General features: G+C 55.3%; 18 protein-coding genes and 1 tRNA gene. 9 read left to right on the forward strand and 10 right to left on the reverse strand.

The window, feature by feature from the left end:
• Nucleotides 1–146: 146 nt before the first annotated feature.
• Genes ACYVGC_RS14415 through ACYVGC_RS14425 form a run of 3 tightly spaced genes read right to left on the reverse strand, consistent with a single transcriptional unit; the run spans nucleotide 147 to nucleotide 4211 of the window.
• Nucleotides 147–2657, reverse strand: coding sequence for a BT4734/BF3469 family protein (locus tag ACYVGC_RS14415; RefSeq protein WP_460584542.1), 2511 nt, complete (start codon nucleotides 2655–2657; stop codon nucleotides 147–149).
• A 2-nt stretch (nucleotides 2658–2659) separates the two neighbouring features.
• Nucleotides 2660–3067: a hypothetical protein gene (locus ACYVGC_RS14420; RefSeq protein ID WP_460584543.1), complete on the reverse strand. Its 408-nt coding sequence runs from the start codon at nucleotides 3065–3067 to the stop codon at nucleotides 2660–2662.
• A 16-nt stretch (nucleotides 3068–3083) separates the two neighbouring features.
• Entirely contained in the window at nucleotides 3084–4211 is a 1128-nt protein-coding gene (locus ACYVGC_RS14425; RefSeq protein ID WP_460584544.1) for a phage integrase SAM-like domain-containing protein, read from the reverse strand.
• Between the two features lie 96 nt (nucleotides 4212–4307).
• Between ACYVGC_RS14425 and ACYVGC_RS14430 the strand changes: the two genes are divergently transcribed.
• Entirely contained in the window at nucleotides 4308–4457 is a 150-nt protein-coding gene (locus ACYVGC_RS14430) for a hypothetical protein (RefSeq protein WP_460584545.1), read from the forward strand.
• Between the two features lie 229 nt (nucleotides 4458–4686).
• Here the strand turns inward: ACYVGC_RS14430 and ACYVGC_RS14435 are convergent, their stop codons facing one another.
• Both ACYVGC_RS14435 and ACYVGC_RS14440 read right to left on the reverse strand, forming a co-directional pair.
• The gene (locus tag ACYVGC_RS14435) at nucleotides 4687–5247 is read right to left on the reverse strand and encodes a hypothetical protein (protein WP_460584546.1); all 561 of its coding nucleotides are present in this window, start codon (nucleotides 5245–5247) and stop codon (nucleotides 4687–4689) included.
• A 110-nt stretch (nucleotides 5248–5357) separates the two neighbouring features.
• On the reverse strand, nucleotides 5358–5672 hold the full coding sequence (locus ACYVGC_RS14440) for a helix-turn-helix domain-containing protein (RefSeq protein ID WP_460584547.1): 315 nt from the start codon (nucleotides 5670–5672) through the stop codon (nucleotides 5358–5360).
• Nucleotides 5673–6059: 387 nt separating this feature from the next.
• Between ACYVGC_RS14440 and ACYVGC_RS14445 the strand changes: the two genes are divergently transcribed.
• A complete protein-coding gene (locus ACYVGC_RS14445; protein WP_460584548.1) occupies nucleotides 6060–6623 on the forward strand; it encodes a hypothetical protein in 564 nt (187 codons plus the stop codon).
• A 262-nt stretch (nucleotides 6624–6885) separates the two neighbouring features.
• On the opposite strand, the gene ACYVGC_RS14450 is transcribed toward ACYVGC_RS14445, so the two are convergent.
• Both ACYVGC_RS14450 and ACYVGC_RS14455 read right to left on the reverse strand, forming a co-directional pair.
• Nucleotides 6886–7368, reverse strand: a complete 483-nt coding sequence (locus tag ACYVGC_RS14450) for a hypothetical protein (protein WP_460584549.1) — start codon at nucleotides 7366–7368, stop codon at nucleotides 6886–6888.
• Between the two features lie 298 nt (nucleotides 7369–7666).
• A complete protein-coding gene (locus tag ACYVGC_RS14455) occupies nucleotides 7667–8488 on the reverse strand; it encodes a hypothetical protein (protein ID WP_460584550.1) in 822 nt (273 codons plus the stop codon).
• A 79-nt stretch (nucleotides 8489–8567) separates the two neighbouring features.
• On the opposite strand from ACYVGC_RS14455, the gene ACYVGC_RS14460 reads away from it, so the two are divergent.
• A tRNA-Ser gene (locus ACYVGC_RS14460) sits at nucleotides 8568–8656 on the forward strand.
• Between the two features lie 60 nt (nucleotides 8657–8716).
• On the opposite strand, the gene ACYVGC_RS14465 is transcribed toward ACYVGC_RS14460, so the two are convergent.
• Nucleotides 8717–9175, reverse strand: a complete 459-nt coding sequence (locus tag ACYVGC_RS14465) for a hypothetical protein (RefSeq protein WP_460584551.1) — start codon at nucleotides 9173–9175, stop codon at nucleotides 8717–8719.
• A gap of 29 nt (nucleotides 9176–9204) precedes the next feature.
• Nucleotides 9205–9669 (reverse strand): hypothetical protein, encoded by a 465-nt coding sequence (locus ACYVGC_RS14470; RefSeq protein WP_460584552.1) that lies wholly within the window; start codon nucleotides 9667–9669, stop codon nucleotides 9205–9207.
• A gap of 107 nt (nucleotides 9670–9776) precedes the next feature.
• Here ACYVGC_RS14470 and ACYVGC_RS14475 point away from each other — a divergent pair, with 107 nt between their 5' ends.
• The 6 genes from ACYVGC_RS14475 to ACYVGC_RS14500 all read left to right on the forward strand — a co-directional run bounded on the left by ACYVGC_RS14475 (nucleotide 9777) and on the right by ACYVGC_RS14500 (nucleotide 13365).
• Nucleotides 9777–10346 carry a DUF2939 domain-containing protein gene (locus ACYVGC_RS14475; RefSeq protein WP_460584553.1) on the forward strand — a complete coding sequence of 190 codons (570 nt, stop codon included), beginning with the start codon at nucleotides 9777–9779 and terminating at the stop codon, nucleotides 10344–10346.
• A gap of 15 nt (nucleotides 10347–10361) precedes the next feature.
• A complete protein-coding gene (locus ACYVGC_RS14480; RefSeq protein ID WP_460584554.1) occupies nucleotides 10362–10991 on the forward strand; it encodes a DUF559 domain-containing protein in 630 nt (209 codons plus the stop codon).
• 260 nt (nucleotides 10992–11251) lie between these two features.
• A complete protein-coding gene (locus tag ACYVGC_RS14485) occupies nucleotides 11252–11587 on the forward strand; it encodes a hypothetical protein (protein WP_460584555.1) in 336 nt (111 codons plus the stop codon).
• A gap of 99 nt (nucleotides 11588–11686) precedes the next feature.
• Nucleotides 11687–12115 (forward strand): STAS/SEC14 domain-containing protein, encoded by a 429-nt coding sequence (locus ACYVGC_RS14490; protein ID WP_460584556.1) that lies wholly within the window; start codon nucleotides 11687–11689, stop codon nucleotides 12113–12115.
• A 214-nt stretch (nucleotides 12116–12329) separates the two neighbouring features.
• Complete coding sequence (locus ACYVGC_RS14495; protein ID WP_460584557.1) at nucleotides 12330–13055, forward strand: hypothetical protein; 726 nt, start codon at nucleotides 12330–12332, stop codon at nucleotides 13053–13055.
• Between the two features lie 19 nt (nucleotides 13056–13074).
• The gene (locus ACYVGC_RS14500; protein ID WP_460584558.1) at nucleotides 13075–13365 is read left to right on the forward strand and encodes a hypothetical protein; all 291 of its coding nucleotides are present in this window, start codon (nucleotides 13075–13077) and stop codon (nucleotides 13363–13365) included.
• 794 nt (nucleotides 13366–14159) lie between these two features.
• On the opposite strand, the gene ACYVGC_RS14505 is transcribed toward ACYVGC_RS14500, so the two are convergent.
• Entirely contained in the window at nucleotides 14160–14471 is a 312-nt protein-coding gene (locus ACYVGC_RS14505; protein ID WP_460584559.1) for a hypothetical protein, read from the reverse strand.
• Between the last annotated feature and the right edge of the window lie 104 nt (nucleotides 14472–14575).

Consider the following 14575-nt stretch of genomic DNA (forward strand, 5'->3'; position numbering starts at 1 on the left):
AATTACGTATGTTGATTTGCATTTTTCTTATTTCACACGTACTTATAAATAAAGAAAATACAAAATTTATAAAACACATAGGCTGAAAGAGTATAAGTGCTTTTTTAGGCCCAAAAATGATAGATACACTTTTGATTTTAAGATGATTATGCTGCCTCCAAGTTTGATTCTGAAAACTTGGAGGCAGTGCCATTCGGCTTAATAAAATAGATTTGATTGTAGCGATGCCCTCGGGCATAGCACTTCGCCTTTGTGAACCCCAGCTTTACCAGCCAGCCGTTGAAGCGCTGCGCTGTGGCGCGCCGGTCACCCGTCTCCGTTTGGTAGCGGCCAAAGGCATCGGCTGCCCATATTTCGGGCTCCGTTTCGTTTAAGCCATGGGCCGCCAGCTCCGCCGCGAACTCCATAAACTCAGGGCTAGTCTCCTGCTCCAGCTTACGGGCCGCCAGCGTGGCACTGGGCAGCTGCTGCAACTGCCGGCCACTAGCTAGAAAGCCTTGCACCCAGAACAGCGCCAGGTTGAAGAAACGGTTGTACTCGGCCACGTCCCAGCCTTCCTTGAAAAAGCCCACTCCAAACTCGTCTTTGGGGGTATGGTGAGCCGAGTAGTGGGGCGCCAGTGGTATTTCGAGCTTGCGGCCCTCGTGACTGCTGCCGTCGCCCAGAATCACGTCGTTCGTCGTCATCGCAAACTTGGGGCTGTCAGCGAAGGGAATAACGAACTCCGGCGCGTTCTTTTTATTGACGGCTAGCTCCGTCGTAATCTCGGTGAAGAGCTTCTTGAACGGTAGCCGCCGCCCGTCCCACTCGTCGAAGTAGAGCAGGCGCGTGTCAAGGTCCACTCTCGAAAAGCGAAAGGCATCTTCGAAGCGGAAGGTGGCGCCAGGAATCAGGATCACTTTTACCAGCTCCCCCACGGCCTTGATGAGCAAGCTCTTGCCGGTGCGGCCATCCGGCTTACCGGTGGTAGCCACCTCATCGAGGAAGATGACGCAGCGCGCGCTGAGCTCTTCCTTGTAGCCGTGGAGCATGTAGCCCAGCGCGTTCTGCAACAGGGCTAGCCGCGCGGGCTCCCTGCCGCTCACATTGGCCGTGAACGGATGAAAGTCACACTGCTCAGCAGCATCTTGACTGATGAGCACCAGCGCGTGGGTTCGCACCTGCTCGGCCCAGATGAGACCGGGTAGCTCGTCGTAAGGTGACGCCCTGCGCTCGTCGGCGCTTATCCGTACCCAGCAGTTAGAGAAAAAGAAGTAAGCCAGCTCACGCGTGTCGCGCAGGAACGGTTGTTCGAGGCTCGGCAGGTTTTGCAGAAAACGGGCATCGAAGTACTTCGTATCCTGCCCCCGTACCAGGTCCTTGAGCTGGAAGTGGTACACGCCATCGAACTCGTAGGGTAGGCTGGCCAGGTAGGCGTTTACAAAGTCACGCACTTGCCCGCTGTCCTGGCGGTGCACGATATTAGCTGTCACTCGCACGGTAAGGTAACTGGCCTCGCCCGTGCGGTACTTGCGGAAGCCCTCGCGGGCTAGCCACGCCAGATACATATCGGGGCTGAGTACCAGCTTCGGCGGGGCATCTCGTTTGCCACCGTCGACTAGGTGCCAGAAGGTGAGTAGCGTAGCAGATGCCTTTTGCTCTTCGGCAATGGCCTCCACCGCCGCCTGTACGCCGGCCAGCGGCACATGGGCCCTAGTGGCGATACCCTGGGCTAGGGTTACCACAGTGCCGTAGGCCTGCACGGTCTCGCGCAACTCGCGCCGCACTTTGAGTTGTAGCCACTCGGGCAGTAGCGGCTTGGTTGGGCCCGTCACATAGAGGCCCGAGCGCAGGGCTTTTTCCGCTGTCTTTAGGTCGGCCACGTTCTCTTTAGCCAGCACCTCGGCGAGCAAGGCCTCGTAGGCCTTGCTCGCGTCGACAAATCCTGAGCCTACGTAGCCCCCGACCGTGTGGGCCGCGTTGCGTACGGCGTGATGTTTGCCGCCGTCGGTGGCTTGCCGAATCATCTTGACGCCAATGGCTATCAGCGTCGCCTCGGTATCAGCCGAGCGCAGGTCGGGCGCCGCCAGGGCTGCCGCGGGCGCCAGGCGTGCCGGCTGGCCGGCGGCCTCAGCCAGCGTCTCCTCGAACGTAGCGGCAGCCTCATTCAGGTACAGGGCCGGGTCGTAGCTGATAAAGCGCAGGCGGCTGGCGTCCTTGCAGGATGGGTCCACCACCAGCCCATAGGCGCTCAGGTAATAGGCAGCCAGGGCTCGGAAGCTGCTCTTGTGGTCATTGGGCGGAATCGGCACTACAGCTGCCCAGCCGGCCCCGCCTACACTCATAAAACAAGCGTAGGTATATGAGTCGGCCTCGACTGCCTGGCGGGCCGCTACCAAGTCGGCGCCGGGGTTGGCCTTGGCGTCGATATCCAAGCAAAGGAAGCCCGAGTGCTGAGCGAGGTGCTCGGCCTTGCGGTGGGCGAAGGTGCCGGACACCGTGAAGCCAGGCAGCACCTTTTTAGCGGCGGCGTATGCCTTGCTGTCGGCCGCCGCAGCCCGCACGGCCTCGACCTCGGCCGACCAGCGCCCGTCACGAATGCCGGCCAGCACCTCAGCTAATTCCAGCGCCTGGCTGGCCTTGGGCTTGAGCGAGTGGGGATAGAAAGAAACGAGCATCACTAATTCAGGCTAGGAAGAATATCCGCTACCACGTCGGGGCAGCTGGTAGCGCGCAGTTCGTAGCGCAGGATCAGGCGCAGCTCCTGCAAGCGCAGGATGGTGGCGGGCCGCTTGTCTGGCTCGCCCTTGGGCAGCCAGCCCCACACCAGGGCCAGGCAGGGCGCGGCGGGATGGCTTAGCTGGTTATCGAGCACCGTGGCCATCTCGACGGCCTGCTGCCAGGGCTCGTGCTGGCGCGCCGTACGGATGAGTATGAGCTGGGCCCCAGTGGGCAGTCGATGCCAATCGGCCCGGTGCACGCGCTGCACCCACAGTTTGCGCCCATCGGGCAAGGCTTTTTGCCCTTCATTGGCGGGTAGGCCGGTGCTGGCGGCTGTGCGCGGTGGGTGGCCACTGAGGCGGCGCACCAGGGATTTTGAGAAATTACCCACAGGCCACCTCCCTTCCGTCCTCGTTGGTCGCGGCCCACATCTGTACCACGCGGGGGCCTTGCTCAGCTTCAGCCCCGTCACGGCTCGTAACTGCTGCTGGGCGCTGCCACTGAGTAGCGGCGGGCGGCCGCCGACGCGTCGCAGCGAGCCGTGGCGCGATAGGCAGTACCTGCGCGACTATGGCGCAGCCAGGCCCGACAATGATGGGAAACTGTGCGGCTGTGGGTGGGGTACTCGGTGGAGCCAACGGGCCCGTACTGGGAGGTGCACTAAGCTGACTCATCTCCAGCGCGATGCGGTGCTCAGATACCCGGCTATAGTGCTTGTTCATCACGGCCACCGAGTGGCCCATCATAGCGGCTACGGTCTCGTCAGAGTAACCCTCATCGCGCTTGAGCTGCGAAAAAGTAGCGCGGGCCAGCTTCGTGGTGAGGGACTGCGTGAGTTCTAGCTCGGCCTCTACTCGGTGCAAAAGCTTGTTGGCGTTCACGTCATTGGTGTGGGGTAGCCGGCCGCGCCAGGCCAGCAGTATTTCAGCGGCTTCGTCGAAAAGAGGGACTGAGAAACCCTGCGGCTTGCGGCGCTTCATTTTTTGGCGCACCATGCGCAGCCAGTGGGTGGCGACTTCCCCTTGGCTGCCGGCTCGCTCGGTGAATAGGTAGCTGCCAGGGCTAGCGCAAAAGTGACGGTAGTCCACCCAGCTCAGGCCCGTGTAGCAGCAAAAAAGCCACCCCGTAACGGCTTGTTTTTCAGAAGGAATCAAGTCGGGTAGCGCCGCGGCCAGCTTGGCTACCTCCGCAGCTGGCAGGGACAGCGCAAGAGGGGTGTCTATCCGTGTTTGATACTTATAGCCGTGAAGCATTTTGGTTGGCAGCCAGCCCTCCGCTACGGCGTAGTCGAGTGTGAGCTGCAAAAAGTTGATATGCTTGCGCATGGCCGTCCCCCCCAAACCGCCAGTGGGGCTCAGCAACCAGCGCTCGTAGCGCCGGCACCACGGCACGTCCACATCGGCCGCGGGCAAGCTTTTCGCATATTCCGTTTCTACATACCGCTTAAGCATGTTCAGGCGGCACTCGTACGTTTCGAGTGTGCCATCAGCCAGTCGGTTGGCCTGAGGCACGTCCTGAAGCGCATTTACAAATAAGCGGGCCGTTTCGAGTAGCGGGCGCTTTAGTATAAGCGCCTGCCGTTGAGCCTTAGTTGTGGGGGCTGCATCATGTCCGCGTACCTCAGCCAACAACTCAGCAGCTGTAAATACAACTACTGGCCCGCGTGGGTCAGGCCGCTGCAACCGCTTGTAAACCTCGCCAACCTCACGCTCGAACTGATACAGCTCATCATTCAGGCGCTCCACTTCCTCGGCTGAAAAGGTAGGTAGTACCCAATCAGCCTTATCGGTAGGTAGAACTAACTGATGTAGGCTTTTCGACCAGTAGGCTGGGGGGCAAGTCACCCCTGGATATAGCTCGGTACGTACACCATTGATTGAAACCCGAAGGGAGAGGGGAGCTATACCTGCTGAATTGAGACGAGCTTGACGAAGCCAGTAGCTGGCGTTCATTTTAGGTTCGTGTACCATAGCTAAGCAGCTTGAACTAGTTGTAATTCGATTTGACTTCGGCAAGGGTAGCCTGTTGCTGCCAGTGAAAAATTATGAGTTGAGCCAGCAACCGGCGGGCGCGTTTGCGACGCTTGGCTTGGAAGGCCCGCAAGCCACGCAGCAAGGGAGCCGCCTCGGTAGCAGAGGCTTGCCGTGGCAGCCAGACGGACGGCTCGACCTCGGGCACCGGTTGCCCGGGCTGCCCGGTTACGGGGGTGTGGGCGTGCAGGCGCACCAGCAGTCCCGTGCGCTCAATAGCCCAGCGCATTTCGTCGCCTGGGTCAGCGGGGAGTTGCTTCTCAGCCCACGCCCACGTACGGGCCGGAACGAGTTCGTACAGCAACTCATCCGTAAGCATGCCCAGCCGGTCAAAGCGCTTCACGGGGTTGGCCTGGTCGCGCACCGCTACCGAGAAGCGGCGGGGGCCTTCGAGTAGCTGGTCGGCAATCAGCTTGGTCTCCATCATATCCAGCAGGCAGCGCTGGGGCTGGGCCGCTTTGGTGCGCAGGCAGTCGCAGAAGAAGGGGTAAAGTGCCTGGATTTTAGTTGTGTTCATTGGTAGTGACTTTTGAAAGGATGAGGAGAGAAGAATGGGCAAAGGCGTGGCCGTACTGGGCTTGCCAGTAAAGTTTAAAATCCGATAAATGAGGTGTTTATGCAGACGTCTTACCCGCCCCTAGTACGGGCTGGCTTGGCCGTCCGCTGGTGCTGCGTGCCAGCAGCCAGCACATCGGAGCGTTTGATATAGGCGCGCCCACCGAGCTTTTGGTAGACCAGAAGACCACGGCGCTTGTACTCGTGCACGGTGGCCACGCACACATCAAGTAGGGTAGCAGCCTCTTTGATGGTCAGCAGGTCATCACTCGCTGGCTGCTGAACTGACGTAGCGGCTGGCTGACTCTGCATTTCGTGACGAATGAGGGCGCGCAAGTCGTCTAGCAGCTGTTGGTATTCAACGCCTTGGGTAATGATAATAGCCATTTTGAAAGGGCAGTAAGGAACCATCCTGCCCTTATGAGAGGGAGGTAAGTAGTTAATAATAAGTGAATGATCTACCTAGCTGGCGAGAGTGGCTAGGGTTTGGGCAGCTGCTAATGCACCTGAAGCCTCAGCAATCTTGAGTGCCTCACGTACCGCTGGGTGACCGTTTAATAGCAGCACTAGCAGCGCATGTTGAGAGGCCAAGCTTTTTGGCAATGGTTCCTACATCGCCCGGTGCGAGTAGGGTACTGATGTTGGTTTTAGGCTCCATTGTTCTACATTTGTGGGAGATTCCACGTAATTGTTTGTCTAACGACATGCAATAGTACGGGATAGTTTGACAATGGACCAACAATTCGGTATAATTTTCCCATAAAACTTTGAAATATGGAAATTGGGTCTGTAAGTGAGCGTATTGCGCAGATGGTGGAACACTTCCACAAGGGTAACAAATCGGCTTTCGCAAAGGCTGTTGGCATCAGTAACCAAAGTCTAGGAGAGATTGTCGGTGCTCGTCAGAGTGCTCCATCATTTGCTGCACTGCAAAAAATGCTCACTGCATTCCCGGAAGTGCGTATGGAATGGTTGGTGATGGGAAAAGGCGAAATGCTTGCATCCAAGCAAGGCGAATTGGTAGAACCATTTGCGAATGCCTTTCCAGAAGATGGGTCAAAGCGCCAATTTCTGCCACCCACATTCGACCGCGAGGCTTATAAAAAAGAGCGTGAAGAAGAATGGGCTAGGTACAATGCTGCGGTAGAGCAGCAAAAGCAGACGCGCACTGTAATCATGGCTGTTTTTGAGCATTTAGCTGAAAAAGACCCTTCTGTTCGCCAAATCCTTGATTCGCTGCCGTCTGCTTTTGAAGATATACTCGACCCTGATACCGTAGAACAGTTGACAGATGCCGAACATGAGCGTCTGTCAGACGATTACCATGCCGATAAGTAGGCCGAGGGGGGACGCCAGCACTGAGTGCGCTAAGGCAAGCAGCAGGGCCATCGGCAACCTACAGCGCCCATCTTCTGCTAGAGTCTCGGCTGCCCCAACAAGCAGACCACTTCCCGCTCCGCCCACCCCACATCCCAGCCCCTAGCATAGCCACTTTTTTCAGATAAACCCGGCCACCAATCTGGTTATAAGCGAGCAGCCCCCCGCTTCGACAGCAGAATAACAAGCGTTTACAAAGACGCTTATAGCCGTAGCTAAGCGTTTACCTCACGCCTAGCAGGTTCGCCCACATATACTGTAGCTGCCTTTCGGACATATAGTCGTAGTTACAAGGCATTTCGGACTCTTTGCGCGGCGGATAGATACCCTTTGCATGAAACGCTAGAGACGCTCTGTGCAATGCTTGAAAAAGCGAATACAACATGTATAAATCAGCCAGCCGGTGATGAGCTATGTGACCTGGGGTAAGTAGACCTGGATGTTGTAGGTAAGCATTCACTGTTTCCGTAAGCTCCTCAACAGCATTGCCATAGCCCACCAGCGTTATATCGTCGAACTGGCAACAAAAAAATTGCAGCATGATTGCAGCATACGCTTCATGTAAAGGGTCACCTTGTAGCTGAGATTCGTAGACTTGATCGTAGCGCTTTGTATAATCATCGCAATAATTAGCGCCCTCACCATCCTGGAAGTAGTTGTTTAGTACTTGCCAAGGAGAGTAAGTGGCCAATGCTTGGGCTAACATTGTATCCGATAACGATAGGGAAGGTAGACCGAGAGTAGCTGAAGAATGTAAGGCAGCCCGGTGATGTTTTGCTTTACACGAACTGTCGCAAAATTTCTTGTCGGCGCGTCCAATAAGCGGTTCAGCGCATTGGAGGCATGTAGATTGGGATAGGTGTTGACGCATGGGTAAGTAGGTGAGTGTCCAGTAAGCGATTACCAGACGAATGGAGAAAAGATTTAGTCGACTACAGACGTCTGTTTGACTCGACAAAGGTTTTCTTCCATTCCCTCGTTCTTGGCGTTACAAGAACGTCTTGCTACCCTTTAAAGGGTTCTACGCCCTTGTAGAGCGACTTTTTTGCGCGCTTTGTATACGTTTCCGTTCTTGACTTATCTGGATTGCGCTCTGAGTGAGTGGTTGCGAGGTAGGGCCTGAAGATTTGCCAGTCTTCAGACTCAGGAGGTCCATCTGTGTGTGACAACTGAAACAGGGAAGTGACGGCTTGGCTAAGCTTGGTAATATCAGTCTCGTTGATAATGATATGGTTCTTCTCCTGAAGCGTAAGAAGCAAATCCAGTAAATCTTTCGGTCCAGCATTCCAGGTAAGAGCGGGCTGCACCTTATTTTTAGACGGTTGTTTGCTGCCAGATGCACTACTAAGTAACTCTTGTTTCACCGTCGCTAATCGTTGGGTGATAAACTGGTATACCTCTGCAAAGTCAGCCTGAATAGCTTCATTCTGAAAGGGTAGCGCTGCTACTTCATCACGTTGTGGGCTGGAGGTGTCCTCTCTTTGAGTGCTTAGAGAATCAATTGCTTGCTTGTAAGTATCACCGAATGAAAATGCTACACCACGCTGTAGAGCTTGCCGTAGCTTAGTTGGCTTCAAGGTTGGAAGATTAGCGACTGTGTCGACTACGGCATCGAGCCGAGCTCGCATTTCTTCGAGGTAATGAAGCCTGCCCTTATCGTCCAGATTCAATAAGTTCTCTCGTATTTCCTGTTGCAGAACGCGCTTGGAGAAATTCAAGTTATTGAGCCACTGATCTAAGTAGAATGGCTCAAAAGATTGTAGGCGTGGGGAGTTGTCCGTTTTCCACTTGTACAGTAGACTGTCGAAGGCAGTATAGGTCAGCATAGTCAGCGGTAGATGAGGCTGCTAATTACGGATGATTTTCTCTGATCTATTGCTACCCCGCACAAGCCCCATCGGAGGTAAAGCGTACCAGTTTAAGCATGAAAAAGGAACGGTTTGCTAAACCGTAGTCGGGCAACTGGCTCGTAAGTTCGATCCTCACACTCTCTACAGGCAAGAAAAAAGCCCCGTAGTGAGCGGGGCTTTCGAGCATAGGGCTAAGCAAGCATGCTACTTGGCTGCCTGTCGGGCTAGGCGCTGCCGATTGGCATCATGACTGCGATAGAGATTCATCTCCTCAGAATAGGAATCTGTGTTCCAAAAGGGATTGAACGCTTCCAGGTTGCTGCGTAGGCGGCTGAACTCCTTTTCCTGTGTCCCATCGAGCAGCAGCATAGTAGAGTCGGCTTGCAGGGCTGCGAAGCGTCCAGCTAGTAGCTGCTCAAGGGCCGCTATTTCCGTGCCTCCTTGGTCGGCGCGGGGTACTTTCTTGGTAGGAGTGCGCTTCTGCGGAAACGTATGCGCCTGGTAAGTGGCAGGCAGCACGAAAAGCGCGGCCTTCTGCTGGGGCGTGCTGCGCTGGGTGGCGAGTCTACCGGCTAGCCCGAGCCCGTTGACGAGGTTCGACATTTGAGCGTGGGCAGAAAGGGTACCGCCAAATAGCAGCGCTAAGAATAGGTGTTTTATCATAGTAATAAAGAGCTTTCCTGTTAGTTTAGTTACTCGACTGGCGTAGCCCCCGCGATGCCTACGCGCACGCTGGCTACGTAGCCCGGCGCACTGGTCTTGAGTTTGAAGTGCGTGGAGCCCTGGGAGCGTACCACCTCATACACGGGATACTGCACCGTTTCAAGCTCTGTATCAGTTTTGGATACCCACGTGACGGAGAGCACCGGGTCTTTATAGGTGGCCAGGGTAGCCGAGCTGGCAATGTCGCCTTCGAGCACGAGCTGGTTGATGAAATTGCGGTGGTAGGTAGCCTCTACTTGCAAATACTCTTCGGGTGCGCGTTGCTCCTGGGCCAGCAGCTCGGCGCGTAGCTCAGCTGCCGTTTGAGGGCGCTCAACGGAAGCAGTTGGGCTGCCAGCACCAGACGAGTCACTTGTGTAAGCAGTGCCGGGTGAGCAGGCTTGTATCAGCGCTGGGAACAGTAGAAAGCAGAGGTGGCGTAAGGGTTTATTCATAAAGTGTGCTGAGTACAGAGGAAAGCAGGGCTACGAAACTACGGTGATAATAACGTTTATCAAATTATTCGCTATGTTTAGCAACTCATTTACTTCTACACCCACGCATGAAGAAAAGCTTACTTCCCATTTTACTACTTGTAGCCGTGCTGGCTGGAGGCTTCTGGCTTTACACTGGACCACAACGTGCCTTGCGCGACATTAAGATTGCCGCCGATGCGGGCGATGTAGAAGGTATTCGTGAGCGGGTGGACGTACCAGCAGTGAAGGAAAGCTTGAAGGAACAGCTCACTTCCATGATGCAGCAGAAGCTGACCAACGACAGCGAGTTGAAGAGTAATCCTTTTGGTGGGCTGGGAATGCTGTTCGCTGGTAAGATGGTCGAGACGATGGTGGACGCAGCTGTAACGCCGACGCACTTAGTAGCCCTGATTAGAGGTGATCGGACAAAGGCATTTGCTAGAGACGGGGAGCCAACCAAAGAAGAAACTAGTGAGTCGCTTGACAGCAAGGCTGACTTAGAAGGCTCTTTCAATTCAACTGACCGCTACACACTAAAAGTGCTCGATAAGGAAACGCACAAGCAAACGGTGGCCCTGACGATGCACCGTGATGGCCTATCCTGGCGGCTCACTTCTATTCAGTTGCCAACAGAGGAGTTACTAGCTAAAGACTAAAATTTCGATTAGCTTATGATAGAAGAAGATGAGTCCTTCATCAGTATCTCAGATGAAGAGTATGCTGCAATGCTGGCCAAGACTCGGCAAGGAAACAGCTTGGATTTTCATGGCCGCTACGCCAAAGCACATGATTGGCAGTCGAAACACTTGGTTATTCGAGCGGCCTATGAACACTACTTACCTAGCATAAAGGAGGCAGCCAAAACAGGACACTCCGTTGACCCCAACATTGTGACATGGGATTTTTTGCCTATTGAAGATGATACTTGGCTTCAGATAAGAGCATTAGGTCTACCCTTATTTCCCAAGTTTCCTGTCTTTGACTATTTTACAGACTTTGCTGACCCTCTTCGCAAAATAATTATAGAGCTTGGCGGAAAAAAGTCTCTCATTAAAAAGAAGGAGGACCTTCGAGATAAACGAGTTAAAGCAGCAGGCTGGAAAATTTACAGGCTATCTGGACGTGCTGCGATGCGGTATTTAGAAAGTGCATTTTCAGTAGAAATAGCCCGTGAGATAGAAGGGGTTATAAATGGTGATGATCCGTTTTCTGAAGAGAACAAGGATTATATAAAGATGGCCGAAAGCACCCTTGATGGTTATCTCCTTGTATTACGCCGCCGATATTATACTAAGGACTGAAACTAAAAAAGCCCTTTGTTAAGGGGCTTTTTTATGGATATCTGGGCCAAGCTGATTTAGTAGCACCACTTACACGGGTCCATCGACTGCGTGGCTTCGCGCATGCTAATGGGTAGCACACTGGCCCCACACCGCGCCAGCCCCCGGCACCCCGGCGAAGCGTGATACTTGACCGTGTTGCCGCTGGCGCAGTAGTACACGGTGGGGCCGCCGACGCTATTGGTCTTGACGACTACCCAAACCGCAGTGATATTTGAGCTATGAAAAAGCTCCTGTATGTTGGCGCATGTCTCATGGCCTTGGCTTCGACGCCCGCCAGTGCCCAGACGGGCAGTACCGACGTAGTAGTGGTGAAGGTGACCGAGTCGTACGACTACCTACTACTCGATATTGCGCGCGCTGGCGCCAAGCCTGAGCGGCGCACGTTTAAGCGGCGCGACCTGCTAGTGGACGGAGCCCCTGCCGAAATCACGCGTCAACTGATAGCTCAACTCTATCAGGAGGGCTACGCGCTAACGAGCACGTACGGCGGGGGTGGCATCCTCACAGGCTCGAATATTAACCTGAACACGCTGATCTTTACGAAGCGCCCGTAGAGCCGGTGCCTATCCTCTCCGAGTGGGACCGCAGCCCAAAGAAACTAGCGGCAATAGACCTGCGGCGTAGCTTGCAGGCCAATTCCTTCTTCTATTCCTATGCCCACCGACCTGACCAATGGCTTCGGCAAAGTCTATCTGCGTATTTCCTACGATGCGGCCAACCACTGGGTCTATAACGATTGGATAGGCTACCAAACGTACGTCGGCATCGTAGCAGGCGCCGACGCCTGCCTGCTGCCGCTGGCCGAAAACCGGTGCGCATACCTACTCAATGACAACCGACAGGTCATCGGCCCTTGGGACCACGCTGTGGAGTGGATTGTAACCAACTGGGCCCCGCGCGCCATTGCCATCGGCCTCACTCACTTTGCCAACGTCGTGAGCCCCGAATCTCTGGCGGCCAGCTCTGCGCAGTCCATGGCCCTGGGGCTTGAAGGCCAGCTCAAAATGCATCTGTTTAGCGACATTGAAGAAGCCCAGCAGTGGCTGCGTAAGGCGCAGCAGCAGGCCAATAGCAGAAGCTAGTAGAAGTCCCGTCCTCGTGGGGCGTTTCGTAGTAGCTGGCAGGACGCTCGGCGCTGATGATGGTCAGCCGGCCCTGCGCTCGCGGTTCTGCTGTTGGGTCAGTTGGGCGGGGATGGTACCCTTACGGGCTCGAACATTAACCTGAATGCGCTGGTCTTTGCTAAACGCCAGTAGAGCCAGTACTAGTAGGGGAGGCCCCTACTGAAATTGCCGCATGCTTCCCGATTGGATAAAAGAACATCTTCAAGTATTTGCTGACCCCCGTTTTCGCTTCGAAGCCGAGCCGCACCACTACTTTCTGGGTGAACGCAAACTGACTTCGTTCAGCACCTGGATTAAGGACTACAAGCAGGAGTTTGACCGCGAGGGTCAGGCGCCCCGCACGGCCGCCAAGCGGGGCCTCACCGTGCAGCAAGTACTCGCCGAGTGGGACCGCAGCCAATGGGTCGGCACCAAAACCCACGAGTTCATTGAGGCCTACTACCAGGCGCCGGCCACCGCGGTATGGGAGCCAGATAAGGAGGTGCAGTTGCGCTGCCAGAAGTTTCTGGGCCTGCACGCTGGCCGCCTGCAGGAATTCGTGCCCGTGGCGCAGGAGCTGCGCATCTTCGACGAGGCAACCGGCCTGTGCGGCACGCTGGATTTTCTGGGCTGGCATCTACCTACCCAGCAGCTCTATGTGCTGGATTGGAAAACCAACAAGGCCATCAACTCCGACCGGGACCCCATCTGGCGCATGATGCAGGGCCCATTCAGCGACTTGGCTGACCACGAGCACAACGTGTACTCACTGCAAATCAGCCTCTACCGCATCCTGCTGGGGCAGGCGGGCATCCCCACGGCCGGCGGGGCCATCGTACATCTGCCAGCGGGCCGACAATCAGCCAATATCTACCAGGCTCTGGATTATCGCAGCCGCATCAACAGCCTCATTTTTTGATAGATGCTGCTCACTTCAGATGGCCGTGGCCGGGCGCCGGGAAATCCGCTCGGCCGATGGCCCTCGCTTCGCCCAGGTGCTCGGCCTCAAGCTGGCTGAGGCCGAGGCGACCGCCCGCGCTGGTCGGCACCACCTCAAGCGGCCTAGTGCATGCGACATATTAAGGAAGTCGGCTGCATACCCACCAGGTTATCCACAGCAGCAGCACCCCACAAACCAGCAGCCCGCTACCCTGCCAAGTCTGCCCTCTCCGCAGCAGCGTTCGACCCCGCCTCAGCACGAGCAGGCCACCGCCCCCAAACGTGAGTAGGACGCTCGCGGAGGCTGTATCAGCTGGGTTTCGCTTAGCAAAAGACACATAGCCCAACAGCAATTCTACTACCATTTTCCAAAACTACCCAGTACTAGCTCAACCTCCCTCACCCAACTACACACAAGCCAATTACGCCGAACGCAGTGCCTGCCAGCATGAGTGTCAAGAAAAACTTGAGCCAATTGCCCAAAAAGACCCGCTTAAGAAGCCAGTTAAATAACACCGGCAAGCCGACTGCGACCAGTAGGCCGACTGCTATTAGCACATAAGCTGTCTGCTTTGAAACCTGAACCGGCGTAAGCAATAGTGTCAGTAGCATACCCCAAAACTACGCATAAGCCCCTACGATGACCCGCACGTGTCGGCGGCGGAAATAGCCAACTACCTCGACCAGCTGCGCCTGGTCACTCCCACCACAAACACTCAGAATTCTGATGATGTCGAGAGGTTTGCAAGCACTACTACTAGGATATACAGCGCGAACGCGATTAATCCCGTCATCAGGGCTACTCCCGAGACTTCTACCAGTGGCCTTTTGCTTGCTATCAATTTGGTCGATAACCTTAATAGTAGCAACCAAACGCCTAGCACACCTGCTATCAACGCTCCGAGCAGTACCCCGACATGAGCGCCAGAGCCATACAATAACTCATGTTCGATTGTCCGCAGCATTGCCCCAAAGTAGGCCTAACGATTACCAAAACCACAGTAACTATTCAATCTAGCCTATGGCCCTACGCACCGCCTCCCGCGTCGATGCTAACAGCCCGCAGTCGTGGAAGCGCTGCGGGCTATTGGCCCTTCACAAATACCAAGGTGCTCACGGTACCCGATACGCCACTAAAAGTACTTTTTAAGGCATATCCATCCTGCACCAGCTTCGTAATCACGCGCTGGTAAGTCACACCCGATTCAACAAGCTTTTTTTCCGTCAATCCTGGGCCTTCCACCGGTATCACTTCGCTTTTTCCATCGGGATAAATAATTGCCAAATGAAGGGTATTGATACGTACCACTATTACCTGCGGCCCACCCGTCTGAGCCATTACTGGAGTTGACCCAAGTGCCCACAGGCACGCCCCTAAGAATATCAGTTTTTTCATGGCCGCGAAGATAGCCCCACCGCCCGAGCACCCGTCTGCGCCCTACTGCAATGGCCAGTGCGGCATTCGCTCCTGCCAGCCTATTCCCACGACGATAGCCTAAC

The organism is Hymenobacter arcticus (assembly GCF_054779975.1).

Excerpts from the sequence above, each read along its gene's own strand:
- ACYVGC_RS14415 (WP_460584542.1), bottom strand. The coding sequence starts at position 2,657 with ATGCTCGTTTCTTTCTATCCCCACTCGCTCAAGCCCAAGGCCAGCCAG.
- ACYVGC_RS14430 (WP_460584545.1), top strand. The coding sequence starts at position 4,308 with ATGTCCGCGTACCTCAGCCAACAACTCAGCAGCTGTAAATACAACTAC.
- ACYVGC_RS14450 (WP_460584549.1), bottom strand. The coding sequence starts at position 7,368 with ATGTTAGCCCAAGCATTGGCCACTTACTCTCCTTGGCAAGTACTAAAC.
- ACYVGC_RS14505 (WP_460584559.1), bottom strand. The coding sequence starts at position 14,471 with ATGAAAAAACTGATATTCTTAGGGGCGTGCCTGTGGGCACTTGGGTCA.
- ACYVGC_RS14455 (WP_460584550.1), bottom strand. The coding sequence starts at position 8,488 with ATGCTGACCTATACTGCCTTCGACAGTCTACTGTACAAGTGGAAAACG.
- ACYVGC_RS14485 (WP_460584555.1), top strand. The coding sequence starts at position 11,252 with ATGAAAAAGCTCCTGTATGTTGGCGCATGTCTCATGGCCTTGGCTTCG.
- ACYVGC_RS14475 (WP_460584553.1), top strand. The coding sequence starts at position 9,777 with ATGAAGAAAAGCTTACTTCCCATTTTACTACTTGTAGCCGTGCTGGCT.
- ACYVGC_RS14490 (WP_460584556.1), top strand. The coding sequence starts at position 11,687 with ATGCCCACCGACCTGACCAATGGCTTCGGCAAAGTCTATCTGCGTATT.
- ACYVGC_RS14440 (WP_460584547.1), bottom strand. The coding sequence starts at position 5,672 with ATGGCTATTATCATTACCCAAGGCGTTGAATACCAACAGCTGCTAGAC.
- ACYVGC_RS14445 (WP_460584548.1), top strand. The coding sequence starts at position 6,060 with ATGGAAATTGGGTCTGTAAGTGAGCGTATTGCGCAGATGGTGGAACAC.
- ACYVGC_RS14435 (WP_460584546.1), bottom strand. The coding sequence starts at position 5,247 with ATGAACACAACTAAAATCCAGGCACTTTACCCCTTCTTCTGCGACTGC.
- ACYVGC_RS14465 (WP_460584551.1), bottom strand. The coding sequence starts at position 9,175 with ATGATAAAACACCTATTCTTAGCGCTGCTATTTGGCGGTACCCTTTCT.
- ACYVGC_RS14470 (WP_460584552.1), bottom strand. The coding sequence starts at position 9,669 with ATGAATAAACCCTTACGCCACCTCTGCTTTCTACTGTTCCCAGCGCTG.
- ACYVGC_RS14480 (WP_460584554.1), top strand. The coding sequence starts at position 10,362 with ATGATAGAAGAAGATGAGTCCTTCATCAGTATCTCAGATGAAGAGTAT.
- ACYVGC_RS14495 (WP_460584557.1), top strand. The coding sequence starts at position 12,330 with ATGCTTCCCGATTGGATAAAAGAACATCTTCAAGTATTTGCTGACCCC.
- ACYVGC_RS14500 (WP_460584558.1), top strand. The coding sequence starts at position 13,075 with ATGGCCGTGGCCGGGCGCCGGGAAATCCGCTCGGCCGATGGCCCTCGC.